Origin of the sequence: Cellulosimicrobium sp. RS, assembly GCF_046159675.1 — a bacterium.
Lineage (GTDB): Bacteria > Actinomycetota > Actinomycetes > Actinomycetales > Cellulomonadaceae > Cellulosimicrobium > Cellulosimicrobium funkei.
Map to the genome: position 1 here is coordinate 270,599 of NZ_JBJXVU010000004.1, position 11,410 is coordinate 282,008.

The window sequence follows — 11,410 nt, forward strand, 5'->3', positions numbered from 1 at the left end:
GACCGGCGAGGGCCGCGGCGCAGCCGATACCGGGTGCGGCTCAGAGCCCGCCCGGGTGCGGCGAGAGCCAGTCGGTATGGCGCTCCCGCAGGGTGTCGCGTTCGGCCTCGGTCGGGAGCAGGACGTCGGCGCCCCCGTCGTACGGGCAGTAGAGCCACGAGAGGTCGTGCGCGCCGATGACGAGGTGGCACTGGTCGTCCGCTGCCCCGAGCAGGAGCGCGTCGATCTCCTGCGGGGACCGATCCGACACCGCCCAGAAGTACTGAGGGGCGTCGTCGCCGTCCGGGGTGCTGCTCCGCCAGGGCCACGCTCCGGGCAGACGGCGCTTCGTCCAGCCCGCAGCCAGGTCCCGCCAGTCCCAGTCGACACCGACGACGTACACGCCGTGGAAGGCGCGGGAGTCGGAAGAGCCGAGCAGCTCGTGCAGGATCGTGCGGTGCCGCCGCACGATCTCCTCGTCGTCGGTCGCGTTCTCGGCGCATCGCTTCGACTCGGGGAGACTGTGGAACCGGACCCACCTGTCGGGGTGCTCGACTCGCAGCACGTGCGCGAGCGGCTCGACACCGGGCCACCTGCGCTCCCAGAGCTCGGTGAGGCGCGTCGCCCGCGCACTGACCTCTCCGTGCGCGAACGCACCGTGGCGCCCTTGCAGGCGCCGCCAGCGGCTCCTCGCGGCACCACGCGCTTCCACGGCCTTGGACTCGAGCCCGGCGCGGAGCGAGTCGAGCGCTGACGGCAGATGCATGGACGTGAGCGTAACGATCCTCAACCGGCCACCACCGCGAAGGTTCGCCGCCCCCGGTCCGCCGACCGGACAGCGACCCGACCTCCGGAGACACGGACACGAGCAAGCGGACGGGTGCGATGAGTGCGTCTGGGTCGCTCGAGGAAAAGAAAACCCCCACCCGGGGATCCGGATGGGGGCGATGGCTCCCGCGGTAGGACTTGAACCTACGACCGTCCGATTAACAGTCGGATGCTCTGCCAGCTGAGCTACGCGGGATCGACCATGGCCGTCGGGGTTTGCACCGCAGCGACCGGGGAAAACTCTAGCAGGCTCAGAGGGGTAGTCCGGACGCCGACCGGACCCGACCCTCGGCCGCGTCGACCCGTGCCTCGACCTCCGGGTCCGTCAGGTCCAGCCCGGGGTCGGCGACGACCTGCGAGAAGAGCTCGCCGTCCGCGTCCCGCCGCACGGCGACGCGCGCGGTGAGGCCTGCGGCGAACGTCACGGTCTCCGAGAGCACGACCGACGACTGCACGCGCTCACGCAGCGTCTGCGCGAGCGACGTGCGGCGCGGGTCGGCGAGGCGCAGGGCCAGGGGAGGGGCGCCGTCGACCCACGAGACCGTGATCGTCGCGCTCTCCGGGTCGTACCCCGCCCGGTCGACGTTCGACCAGAGGCGCCGGACGACGGTCGTCCCGCCGGCGTCGCTCGTGAGGAGCCCGGCCCGCGTCGCGACGGCCCACGACCCGTCGGCGAGCTCCGCCGACGCGAGGACACGATCGGTGGCCGGGAGGTCGAGCGCACGGCGGACAGGGTCGGGCAGCGCGGGACGGCGGAACCAGGACACGTCCCCACCGTAGCGGCTCTCCGACCGCCTGCCGCACGGGCGGTATGCTCGCCCGCGCGCCCCGTTAGCTCAGCTGGTCAGAGCAGGAGACTCATAATCTCTCGGTCGCGGGTTCAAGTCCTGCACGGGGCACCCTTCCGCGTCGCGCGTGCGGCGCGAGCGTCCGCGCGGTGTCATGGCCTCATGACGGTGCGGACCAAGCGCGTGTACGAGCCGGCCGAGGAGCAGGACGGGTTCCGTGTGCTCGTCGACCGCCTGTGGCCGCGCGGCGTGAGCAAGGAGGCGGCGCACGTCGATCTGTGGCTCCGGGACGTGGCGCCGTCGACGGACCTGCGGCGCTGGTTCCACCACGAGGAGCGGTTGTTCGACGAGTTCGCCGAGCGGTACCGCGCCGAGCTCGACGCCCACGGCGACGCGGTCGCGGAGCTGCGGGACGTCGTCGGGCAGCACCCCGTGGTGACGCTGGTGTACGGGGCGAGGGACGAGCAGCACAACCAGGCCGTGGTGCTGCGCGACTACCTCGCGGCGAGCGCCTCGTCCTGAGCGCCCCGGGACGCGGGAACCTGGTCCGGGCGGTCGAGGTCGCGGCGCAGGTCACGGTCGAGGGCGTGGCGCAGCCGGGGCCCGAGCGGGCGTTCGACGGCGCGGTGGATCACCCAGGCGAGGGCGAGGCACACCGCGACCGCCACCGCGAGGGTCGCGGCGCGCGAGAGGTACGGGTGCACGGACTCGATGACCCATCGCCCCCAGGACGAGTGCACGAGGTAGAGCGGGTACGTGAGGGCGCCGAGGGCGGTGAGCCAGCCCCAGGAGACGCGGGCGAGCGGGGTGAGCGTCGCCACGGCGACGAGCGCGAAGCACACGACGATCGCGACCCACCACGCGGTGGGGGAGACGACGACGTCGGTGCTGTTCTCGATGCGGCCGGACTGGATCCGGCCGGAGAGCGCCGCACCGAGGAGCACGTTCAGCGCGAGCGCGAGCCAGAGGACGGGGGAGCGGCGCTCGCGGGTCAGCAGGTAGAGCACCATGCCGCCCGCGAAGAGCGGGGCGTCGGGGGCGACGAGCACCGTCGCTGCCAGCTCGGAGCCGGTCTGGGTCGCGACCGCGCCGGCGACGGGCCACAGCACGACGAACGCGAGGACCCGCGCCCGGGTGAGGCCGACGGCGACGAGCACGCCGACGAGGACGTAGAACCGCAGCTCGGACCAGAGCGTCCAGTAGACGGCCTCGAGGTCGGGGATCCCGAACGCGCGCTGGACCATGGTGAGGTTGGCCGCCGCCTGCGGCAGGTCGACGTCGCGCCGGCCGGGGACCACGAGCACCAGCAGGACCACCGTGAGCAGCACGGAGGCCCAGTATGCGGGGAAGAGCCGCCCGGCGCGCGACGCGACGAAGCCGCGCACGTCGCGGCCCCACGCCGTCATGAGGATGACGAAGCCGCTGACGACGAAGAAGAGCTGAACCCCGAGGGACCCGTAGGCCGTGACCGCCTGGGCGTCGGGGAGGGAGGCGCTCGTGCGCGCGCCCCACGCGTGGTGGTTGACGGCGACGAAGTGGTAGACGAGCACCGCAGCTGCTGCCGCGAACCGGAGTCCGTCGAGCACGGCGAGGCGGGGGTTCTGCGTGGGCATCCGCGGCACGTTACCGAATCGTGATCAACGCCGCCTGGGAACGGCGTCCGGCGTGCGCGGAGTGCGCAGTTCTGGCACCGTGTGCGGGCCGGAGAACCCGGCGGCGCGGTGGGGGCGGCGTCCCGACGACCGAGGAGGTCCTGTGGCACCGAGCATGAGCTCGACCGGCAAGGCGGCAGCACGCGGCGCACGCGGCAGCAAGACCCTGGAGCTCCTGGCCCGCGGGGGCTACGCGGTGAGCGGCTTGCTCCACCTCGTCGTCGGCGTCCTCGCCGTGCAGGTGGCGACGGGCTCGGCCTCGAGCGAGCAGGCCGACCAGACCGGTGCGCTCACCGCGATCGCGCAGACGCCGGGCGGCACCGCGCTGCTCTGGTTCGCCGTCGTGGCGTTCGCGGCGCTCGCCCTGTGGCAGGTCACGGTCGCGCTGAGCGGCGCGGCCGAGACGTCCGACCGGCTCAAGGCCGCGGGCAAGGCCGTCCTCTACCTGGCGCTCGGGGTGATCGCCCTCCAGGTCGTGACCGGGTCCGCCGGCGGCTCCGGCCAGGAGGAGAGCATGACCGCGACCCTCATGGAGAAGCCCGGCGGCGTGCTGCTCGTCGGCGCGGTCGGGGTGGGCATCATCGCCGGTGGCGTCTACCACGTCGTCAAGGGGTGGCGGAAGAAGTTCCTCGAGGACCTCCAGGGCGGGACCAGCGGGCACCTGGGCCGTGCCGTGGTGACGCTCGGGCGCGTCGGGTACATCGCCAAGGGCATCGCGCTCGGCGTGCTGGGCGTGCTGTTCGTCGTGGCCGCGGTCCAGCACGACCCGCAGCAGGCGGGCGGCCTCGACAGCGCGTTCGCCACGCTCGCGGCGCAGCCGTTCGGGGTCGCGCTCCTCGTCGCCGTCGGTCTGGGCTTCGCGGCCTACGGGCTCTACTCGTTCGCGCGGGCGCGGTACGCGCGGATGTGACGCGCGCCCCGGTGCGAGGCCGGGGACGACGGCCGGACGTCGTCGTGCGCATGGAAGAATGGTGACCATGGCGATGAGAGAGATCCGGACCATCCCGGACCCCGTGCTCCGCACCCCCTGCGACGAGATCACCACCATCGACGACCGGGTGCGCTCTCTCGTCGCCGACCTCGTCGAGACGGTCGACCACGAGGGACGCGCGGGGCTCGCCGCCAACCAGATCGGCGTCAACCTCCGGGCGTTCTCGTGGAACATCGACGACGAGATCGGGTACGTGCTCAACCCGCGCATCGTCGAGCTGTCCGACGACTACCAGGACGGCGACGAGGGCTGCCTCTCGGTCCCCGACCTCTGGTACCCGACGCGTCGCGCCTGGTACGCGCGCGTGGTCGGCACCGACCTCGACGGCAACGAGGTCGTGGTCGAGGGGACCGAGCTCATGGCCCGGTGCCTCCAGCACGAGTGCGACCACCTCGACGGCATGCTCTACCTGGACCGGCTCGACCGCTCCGTGCGCAAGAAGGCGATGCGCGAGCTGCGCGAGCACCTCTGACGGGGTTGTGCCCGGTCGGTCCCGGGCACGCCCGCCCGATCTCTCGCGCGCACGCGCGATGTCGTGCAAGATGAGCACGAGACACGCCGCGACACCTGTGCGAGCGCTGTGGACCCGCCCTGGGTGAGGACGTTGGGGAAGACGAAACCTCGACCTAGGGAGGCAGACATGGCCGGTGCCATCACCCGCGGTGTTCTTTACGTGCACTCAGCACCGCGTGCTCTGTGCCCGCACATGGAGTGGGCCGCGGGCAACGTCCTCGGCGTGCGCGTGTCGCTCGACTGGACCGAGCAGCCCGCCGCGCGCGGCCTCTACCGGGCCGAGTACTCGTGGCAGGGGCCGCAGGGGACGGGCGCCAGGCTGGCCTCCGCGCTGCGCGGGTGGTCCCACCTGCGGTACGAGGTGACCGAGGAGCCCAGCCACGGGGTCGACGGCGGCCGCTGGTCCCACACGCCCGACCTCGGCATCTTCTACGCCCAGACGGACGTGCACGGGAACATCGTCGTGCCCGAGGACCGGATCCGGGCCGCGCTCGAGCAGGTGAGCGAGCCCTGGGCCATGCGCGACGCCCTCCACCTCGCGCTCGGCAAGGCCTGGGACGACGAGCTCGAGCCGTTCCGCTACGCCGGCGCGGGCGCGCCGGTGCGCTGGCTGCACCGCGTCGGCTGACGCTCGCGCGCGCCTGTCGGCAGCGACTGCCCACGAACGCCCGTCCGCAGGGACGACGAAGGGCGCCTCCCCGAGGTCGGGGAGGCGCCCTTCGCGTCGTCGTGGTGCGTGGTCAGACGCTGGCCACGGCGAGGGCGACGTTGTGGCCCCCGAAGCCGAACGAGTTGTTGATCGCGACGACGTTGCCGCTCGGCAGCGGCGCGGGCGTGTCGCGCACGAGCGGCACCTGGAGCTCCGGGTCGGGGTTCGTCACGTTGATCGTCGGGGGAGCGAGGCGCTCCGCGACGGCCTTGATCGTGAAGATCGACTCGAGCGCGCCGGCGCCGCCGAGGAGGTGCCCGGTCATCGACTTGGTGGCCGAGAGCAGCACGTGGTCGGCGTCGTCGCCCAGGAGCGAGCGGATGGAGCGGGTCTCGGTGAGGTCGCCCACCTTGGTCGAGGTCGCGTGCGCGTTGACGTGCACGACGTCCCGCCCGGTGACACCGGCCTCCTCGAGCGCACGGCGCATCGCCGCGACCTGGCCCCGGCCCTCCGGGTCGGGAGAGGTGATGTGGTAGGCGTCGGAGGACAGCCCGACGCCCGCGAGGCGCGCGTAGACGCGGGCGCCGCGGGCCGCGGCGTGCTCGGCGCTCTCGAGGACGACGACGCCCGAGCCCTCGCCGATGACGAAGCCGTCGCGGTCGACGTCGTACGGGCGCGACGCGCCCTGGGGGTCGTCGTTGCGCAGCGAGAGCGTGCGCGAGGCGGCGAAGGCCGCCATCGGCATGGGGTGGATCGTGGCCTCGGTGCCGCCGGCGACGACGACGTCCGCGCGGCCCGCGCGGATCATGTCGACGCCGTAGCCGATCGCCTCGGCGCCGGACGCGCACGCGGAGACGAGAGCGTGGGCGCCCGCCCGGGCACCGAGCTCGAGCGAGACGTACGCGGTGGGCGAGTTCGGCATGAGCATGGGCACGGTCATGGGCAGCATGCGGCGCGCGCCGCGCTCCCGCAGCGTGTCCCAGCCGTCGAGCGTGGTCCAGATGCCGCCGATGCCCGACGACACGACCGTGCCGAGCCGGTCGCCGTCGACCTCGGGGCTGCCCGCGTCCGCCCACGCCTCGCGCGCGGCGATGATCGCGTACTGCGTGGAGGGGTCCATGCGCTTGATCTCGGGGCGCGCGAGGACCTCGGCCGGGTCGACCTTGATCGTCGCGGCGAACGTCACCGGGATCTCGTAGCGCTCCGCCCAGTCGTTCTCGAGCGTGCGCGCGCCGGACTCGCCGGCCAGTGCCGCGGCCCAGGTGGAGGGCACGTCGCCGCCGAGCGGCGTGGTGGCGCCGAGGCCGGTGACGACGACTTCAGTAGCGGCAGACATGGTGCTCCTCGGGGGTTGCGGCGGGGGCGGGAGGACGAGCGGGCCGGCGTGGGTGACGCCGGCCCGCCCGCAGGCCTGCGAGGCAGGCGGGGCGTGCTCAGGCCTGGGCGCCCGTGATGAAGGACACGGCGTCGCCGACCGTCGTGAGGTTCTTGACCTCGTCGTCCGGGATGCGGACCCCGAACTTGTCCTCGGCGTGGGTGACGATCGTCATCATCGACAGCGAGTCGATGTCGAGGTCGTCGGTGAAGGACTTCTCGAGCGCGACGGCGTCGGTCGGCAGACCCGTCTCCTCGGCGACGATCTCCGCGAGGCCGGCGAGGACTTCCTGCTCGGTGTAGGCCATGGTTTCTCCTTGTCGTGGGGCCGGCGGCGACCGGTCCCGGTGGCGGTGCCCGGTGGGTGTGCCGGGCGGTACTTCGTCAGACGGTGCGCGCGACGGACGGGTCCGCCGACGGCGTGGGTCCTCCCCGCGGGGAGGGCGGCCGTCCGTCCAGGGTGATTCTCCCCTACGGCAGCACGACCACCTGCGCCGCGTAGACGAGCCCGGCGCCGAACCCGATCTGGAGGGCGAGGTCGCCGGAGCGGACCTGCCCCTCGTCGAGCAGGCGCCGGGTCGCGAGGGGGATCGAGGCGGCCGACGTGTTGCCGGTCTCCGCGATGTCCCGGGCGACCGCGACGGACGCGGGGAGCTCGAGCTGCTTGATCATCTGGTCGATGATCCGCATGTTCGCCTGGTGCGGCACGAACGCGCCGATGTCGGCCGGGGCGACCCCGGCCTCGGCCATCGCCTTGGCGGCGACGGGGGCCATCTGGAACGCGGCCCACTTGAACACGCTCTGACCGTCCTGGCGCAGCGTGGGCCACCCGAGCGAGGGGTCCTCGCGCAGGTCCGACCACGCGTGCGTCTGGCGGATCGCCTGCGCCTTGCCGCCGTCGGAGCCCCACACCGTCGGGCCGATGCCCGGGGTGTCGGACGGCCCGACGATGGCGGCGCCGGCGCCGTCGCCCAGGAGGAACGAGATCGAGCGGTCGGTCGGGTCGATGAAGTCGCTCATCTTCTCCGCGCCGACCACGAGCACGTGCGTCGCGATGCCGGCACGCACGAGGGCGTCGGCCTGCGCGATGGCGTAGGCGTAGCCCGCGCACGCGGCGGAGACGTCGAACGCGGCGGCGGGCGTCGCGCCGAGGCGCTCCGCGAGCACCGCCGCGGCTGCGGGGGTCTGGTGGAAGTACGTGACCGTGGAGACGATCACCGCGTCGACGTCGGCGCCCTGGAGGCCCGCCCGGGCGAGCGCGTCGCGCGCCGCGGCCTCGGACAGGTCGAGGACGTCGACGTCGGCGCCCGCACGACGCCGCGTGACGATCCCGGTGCGCTGGCGGATCCACTCGTCGGAGGAGTCGATCGGGCCGGCGATGTCGTCGTTCGTGACGACGTTCTCGCCGCGCACCCCGCCGATCGCGAGGATGCGCGAGTGCGCCGGCCCGGTGGCCTGGCGCAGGGTCGCGCCGCTCACGCGTCGACGCCCGTGGCCGCGCCGGCCGCCACCGAGTGCCGGGCGACGAGGTCGCGAGCGGCCTCGACGTCGTCGGGCGACTTCACGGCCACGGCCTCGACACCCTTGAGCGAGCGGCGGGCGAGACCCGTGAGGACGCCTCCGGGCGCGAGCTCGAGCAGCGCGGTGACGCCGAGTTCCGCGAGGGTCTCCTGGCACAGGTCCCAGCGCACGGGCGCCGCGATCTGCGCGGTGAGGCGGCGGACGACGTCGCGCGCCTTGCCGTACGTGCTGCCCTCGATGTCGATGGTCCCGTAGGACTCGCCGTCGGCGTTGGACAGGAGCGGCAGGCGCGGGTCGGCGACGTCCCACGACGCGGCGACCGGCTCGAACTCCTCGAGCGCCGGCTGCATGAAGGGCGTGTGGAAGGCGCCCGCGACCTGGAGCGGGATGACGCGCGCCTTCGCGGGCGGGTTCTCCGCGAGGGCGGCGAGGTGGTCGAGGGCGCCGGCGGCGACGACCTGCCCGCCGCCGTTGACGTTCGCGGGCCACAGGTGGGCCGCCTCGATCGCGGCGAGGACCTCCTCCGGGTCGCCCCCGACGACGGCGCTCATGCCGGTGGGCGTCGCGGCGGCGGCCGCGGCCATGGCGCGCGCGCGGTGCGCGACGAGCCCGACGGCGCCGGTGTCCGTCAGCGCCCCCGCGACGGCCGCGGCGGCGAGCTCGCCGACCGAGTGCCCGGCGGTCACGTCGACGACGTCGGCGGTGTCGCGCCCGTCGAGGATCACGCGGAGCGCGACGAGCGACGACGCGACGATGAGCGGCTGCGCGACGGCCGTGTCACGGATCGTGTCGGCGTCCGACTCCGTCCCGTGCGCGCGCAGGTCGAGGCCCGCGGCCTCGCCGAACGCGGAGACCTGGTCGGCGACGCCGGTCAGCTCGAGCCAGGGGGCGAGCATTCCGGGGGACTGGGAGCCCTGTCCAGGGCACAAGACGGCGAGCACCCGTCAACTGTGCCAACGCGAGGGCCGTGCGCCACGTCACGACGCGCACCAACCTTGCGGAGGGTGGTTGTGCCGAACCTACAAGGCGTCGCAGGCGGGGAGCTCGCGGGACGTGGGGGGGCGCCCGGCTCCTCAGCGGACCGTCGAGAGCTGCCCGAGCGCGAGCGCGACCTGCAGCACGAACGACTCGCGGGCGTCCAGCGGGTCCCAGCCGGTGATCTCCGAGACCTTGCGCAGGCGGTAGCGCACGGTGTTGGGGTGCACGTACAGGGACCGGGCCGCCGCCTCGAGCGACCGGCCCGTGCCGAGGTAGGCGGACAGCGTCTCGAGCACCGAGCCCGTCGCCTCGGCGAGCGGGCGGTACGCCTGGGCGACGAGCGTGCGTCGCGCCGTGGTGTCACCGGTGAGGACGCGCTCCGGGAGCAGGTCGTCGGCGAGCACCGGGCGCGGGGCCTGCGGCCAGGCGGGCGCGGCCCGCAGCCCCGCGAGCGCGGCCTGCGCCGAGCGCGCGGCCTCCTCCAGCCCGGGGACCGTCGGCCCGATGACGACCGGGCCGGGGCCGAAGCGGGGCAGGAGCGACGCCGCGGCGGCCTGGAGGTCGCCCTCGCCGCCGAGCACGAGGACGAGCCGGTCGCCGTGGATGCCCACGAGCGCGTCGCCCGCCGCGCGGCGCGTCGCCCGGCGCAGCTCCGCCGTCCGGACCTCGTCGAGCGTCGCGGCGATCGTGCCCGCCATGACGAGCGTCGAGCCGTGGCCGCCCCAGCCGAGCGCCGAGACGCGCGACCGCAGCGAGTCGTCGCCGTCGCCGCGGATGAGCGCGTCCACGACGAGGGCCTCCAGGCGCGCGTCCCACGCGCCGCGGACCTCCGCGGCGCGGGCGTAGACCTCGGCCGCGGAGAACGCCACCTCCCGGGAGTAGCGCAGCACGGCCTCGCGCAGGTCGCGCTCGCCGCCCGGCGCCGCGAGCTGGTCCGAGTACGCCTCGACGACCTCGACGACGATGCGGACGAGCTGGAGCGTGTTCTGGAGCGAGATCGAGCGCGTGAGCTCGGGCGGGGCCGCGGCGAAGATGTCGCTCACGCCGTGCGGCGGGGCCTGCGGGTCCGCGTACCACGTGACGAACGCCGTGATGCCGGACTGCGCGACGAGACCCACGTAGGAGCGGTCCTCGGCCGGGAGCTCGCGGTACCAGCGGATCTCGTCGTCGAGCCGGCGCAGCGCGGCGGACATGAGCAGGCCGCTGCCGTCGCGCAGGCGCTGGAGGTTGTCCGCGTTGCCGGCCGGGCTCGTCGGGGTCGGCGCGGTCGCCGGGGTCCTGGGGGTGGCCGTCACGCGCCGAGCATACGGCCGGGGTTGTGGACAGTCCACAAAGCGTGCGCCGTGGCGGCCGCCGGGTCGCCGGGGGACCGGGTCGCTGGGTGAGCACCCGGACGACCCGCTAGGGTCGGGGAATGGCACTCATGCCCCGACTTCGACAGCTCATGCGTCGGCCGACGTCCGCGTCGACCGTCGGCACGCGCCGCCCACGGTCCGGGGAGAAGCGTGGCGACACGGTCCACGAGGACGCGCTGCGGGCGATGCTCGTCGACGACCCCAACGACGAGCGGGCCTTCCGCGCGCTCGCGGAGCTGGTCCGCCGTCGCGCCGCGGAGGGACCGACCACGGACGACCCGCTCGCCGCCCCGGCGGACGAGACGGAGAAGCAGCGCGCCGCCGACCTCGCGGTCTGGGCGCTCGCCGAAGAGCTCGCCGGGCACCCCCGTGGGTGGTACCCGCTCGTGGAGCTCGGCCGCCTCTCCCTCGACGACGACCCGGAGGCGGCCCTGCGCCGCTTCGCGACGGCCGCGGAGCGCGACCCCTCGGGGCACGCGCTCGCGCAGTCCATGGAGGTGCTGCGCACGGCGGGCCTGCCGGTCGAGGCGCTGGGCCTCGGCGTCGGCCACTGGCGCGCCCGCGAGCACGAGGCCGAGGTCGGGCGCCAGCTCGTCCTCGCGGCCATCGAGGCCGACCGGCCCCTCGACGCCCGCCATCACCTCGAGTCGCTCGTCGAGTACGGCGACCCCCGGGGCGTCGCGCCGCTGCGCGCGGACCTCGAGCGCGCCGTCGCCCAGGCCGAGCAGCACCGCGCCGGGACCTGACCTACGGCGTCCGGCACCTTCCGGAGACGACGACGG

General features: G+C 74.3%; 13 protein-coding genes and 2 tRNA genes. 6 read left to right on the plus strand and 9 right to left on the minus strand.

Annotated features, from left to right (window positions below; all coding sequences use genetic code 11):
• Positions 1-40: 40 nt before the first annotated feature.
• From ACI769_RS08655 to ACI769_RS08665, 3 genes are all read right to left on the minus strand, one after another.
• Positions 41-745 carry a hypothetical protein gene (locus ACI769_RS08655; RefSeq protein WP_085387718.1) on the minus strand — a complete coding sequence of 235 codons (705 nt, stop codon included), beginning with the start codon at positions 743-745 and terminating at the stop codon, positions 41-43.
• A gap of 182 nt (positions 746-927) precedes the next feature.
• Positions 928-1,003 (minus strand) — tRNA-Asn (locus tag ACI769_RS08660).
• Positions 1,004-1,058: 55 nt separating this feature from the next.
• Positions 1,059-1,574, minus strand: a complete 516-nt coding sequence (locus tag ACI769_RS08665; RefSeq protein WP_085387719.1) for a hypothetical protein — start codon at positions 1,572-1,574, stop codon at positions 1,059-1,061.
• Between the two features lie 58 nt (positions 1,575-1,632).
• Here ACI769_RS08665 and ACI769_RS08670 point away from each other — a divergent pair.
• Together ACI769_RS08670 and ACI769_RS08675 are read left to right on the plus strand one after the other, a co-directional pair.
• Positions 1,633-1,706 (plus strand) — tRNA-Ile (locus ACI769_RS08670).
• A gap of 51 nt (positions 1,707-1,757) precedes the next feature.
• Entirely contained in the window at positions 1,758-2,117 is a 360-nt protein-coding gene (locus ACI769_RS08675; protein WP_198163054.1) for a DUF488 domain-containing protein, read from the plus strand.
• On the opposite strand, the gene ACI769_RS08680 is transcribed toward ACI769_RS08675, so the two are convergent.
• The gene (locus ACI769_RS08680; protein ID WP_085387720.1) at positions 2,090-3,208 is read right to left on the minus strand and encodes an acyltransferase; all 1,119 of its coding nucleotides are present in this window, start codon (positions 3,206-3,208) and stop codon (positions 2,090-2,092) included. The two genes, ACI769_RS08675 and ACI769_RS08680, sit on opposite strands and share 28 nt — an antisense overlap.
• A gap of 142 nt (positions 3,209-3,350) precedes the next feature.
• Between ACI769_RS08680 and ACI769_RS08685 the strand changes: the two genes are divergently transcribed.
• The 3 genes from ACI769_RS08685 (at position 3,351) to ACI769_RS08695 (ending at position 5,379) form a co-directional block, all read left to right on the plus strand.
• On the plus strand, positions 3,351-4,157 hold the full coding sequence (locus ACI769_RS08685) for a DUF1206 domain-containing protein (RefSeq protein WP_232322544.1): 807 nt from the start codon (positions 3,351-3,353) through the stop codon (positions 4,155-4,157).
• A gap of 67 nt (positions 4,158-4,224) precedes the next feature.
• Entirely contained in the window at positions 4,225-4,710 is a 486-nt protein-coding gene (gene def / locus ACI769_RS08690) for a peptide deformylase (RefSeq protein WP_021481144.1), read from the plus strand.
• 168 nt (positions 4,711-4,878) lie between these two features.
• Positions 4,879-5,379, plus strand: a complete 501-nt coding sequence (locus tag ACI769_RS08695; RefSeq protein ID WP_021481145.1) for a DUF3145 domain-containing protein — start codon at positions 4,879-4,881, stop codon at positions 5,377-5,379.
• A 112-nt stretch (positions 5,380-5,491) separates the two neighbouring features.
• On the opposite strand, the gene ACI769_RS08700 is transcribed toward ACI769_RS08695, so the two are convergent.
• The 5 genes from ACI769_RS08700 to ACI769_RS08720 form a co-directional block, all read right to left on the minus strand.
• The gene (locus tag ACI769_RS08700) at positions 5,492-6,736 is read right to left on the minus strand and encodes a beta-ketoacyl synthase (RefSeq protein ID WP_085387721.1); all 1,245 of its coding nucleotides are present in this window, start codon (positions 6,734-6,736) and stop codon (positions 5,492-5,494) included.
• A gap of 97 nt (positions 6,737-6,833) precedes the next feature.
• A complete protein-coding gene (locus ACI769_RS08705) occupies positions 6,834-7,082 on the minus strand; it encodes an acyl carrier protein (RefSeq protein ID WP_021482065.1) in 249 nt (82 codons plus the stop codon).
• Positions 7,083-7,245: 163 nt separating this feature from the next.
• The gene (locus tag ACI769_RS08710; RefSeq protein WP_034651764.1) at positions 7,246-8,253 is read right to left on the minus strand and encodes a beta-ketoacyl-ACP synthase III; all 1,008 of its coding nucleotides are present in this window, start codon (positions 8,251-8,253) and stop codon (positions 7,246-7,248) included.
• A complete protein-coding gene (locus ACI769_RS08715; RefSeq protein WP_043654919.1) occupies positions 8,250-9,236 on the minus strand; it encodes an ACP S-malonyltransferase in 987 nt (328 codons plus the stop codon). Before ACI769_RS08715 ends, ACI769_RS08710 begins: the two co-directional genes overlap by 4 nt.
• Before the next feature lie 132 nt (positions 9,237-9,368).
• The gene (locus tag ACI769_RS08720) at positions 9,369-10,568 is read right to left on the minus strand and encodes a CdaR family transcriptional regulator (protein ID WP_034651758.1); all 1,200 of its coding nucleotides are present in this window, start codon (positions 10,566-10,568) and stop codon (positions 9,369-9,371) included.
• Between the two features lie 119 nt (positions 10,569-10,687).
• Between ACI769_RS08720 and ACI769_RS08725 the strand changes: the two genes are divergently transcribed.
• Positions 10,688-11,374: a hypothetical protein gene (locus ACI769_RS08725; RefSeq protein ID WP_034651756.1), complete on the plus strand. Its 687-nt coding sequence runs from the start codon at positions 10,688-10,690 to the stop codon at positions 11,372-11,374.
• Positions 11,375-11,410: the final 36 nt, after the last annotated feature.

Coding starts and splice junctions, on each gene's coding strand:
- ACI769_RS08705 (WP_021482065.1), bottom strand. CDS start 7,082: ATGGCCTACACCGAGCAGGAAGTCCTCGCCGGCCTCGCGGAGATCGTC.
- ACI769_RS08655 (WP_085387718.1), bottom strand. CDS start 745: ATGCATCTGCCGTCAGCGCTCGACTCGCTCCGCGCCGGGCTCGAGTCC.
- ACI769_RS08680 (WP_085387720.1), bottom strand. CDS start 3,208: ATGCCCACGCAGAACCCCCGCCTCGCCGTGCTCGACGGACTCCGGTTC.
- ACI769_RS08725 (WP_034651756.1), top strand. CDS start 10,688: ATGGCACTCATGCCCCGACTTCGACAGCTCATGCGTCGGCCGACGTCC.
- def (WP_021481144.1), top strand. CDS start 4,225: ATGGCGATGAGAGAGATCCGGACCATCCCGGACCCCGTGCTCCGCACC.
- ACI769_RS08700 (WP_085387721.1), bottom strand. CDS start 6,736: ATGTCTGCCGCTACTGAAGTCGTCGTCACCGGCCTCGGCGCCACCACG.
- ACI769_RS08695 (WP_021481145.1), top strand. CDS start 4,879: ATGGCCGGTGCCATCACCCGCGGTGTTCTTTACGTGCACTCAGCACCG.
- ACI769_RS08675 (WP_198163054.1), top strand. CDS start 1,758: ATGACGGTGCGGACCAAGCGCGTGTACGAGCCGGCCGAGGAGCAGGAC.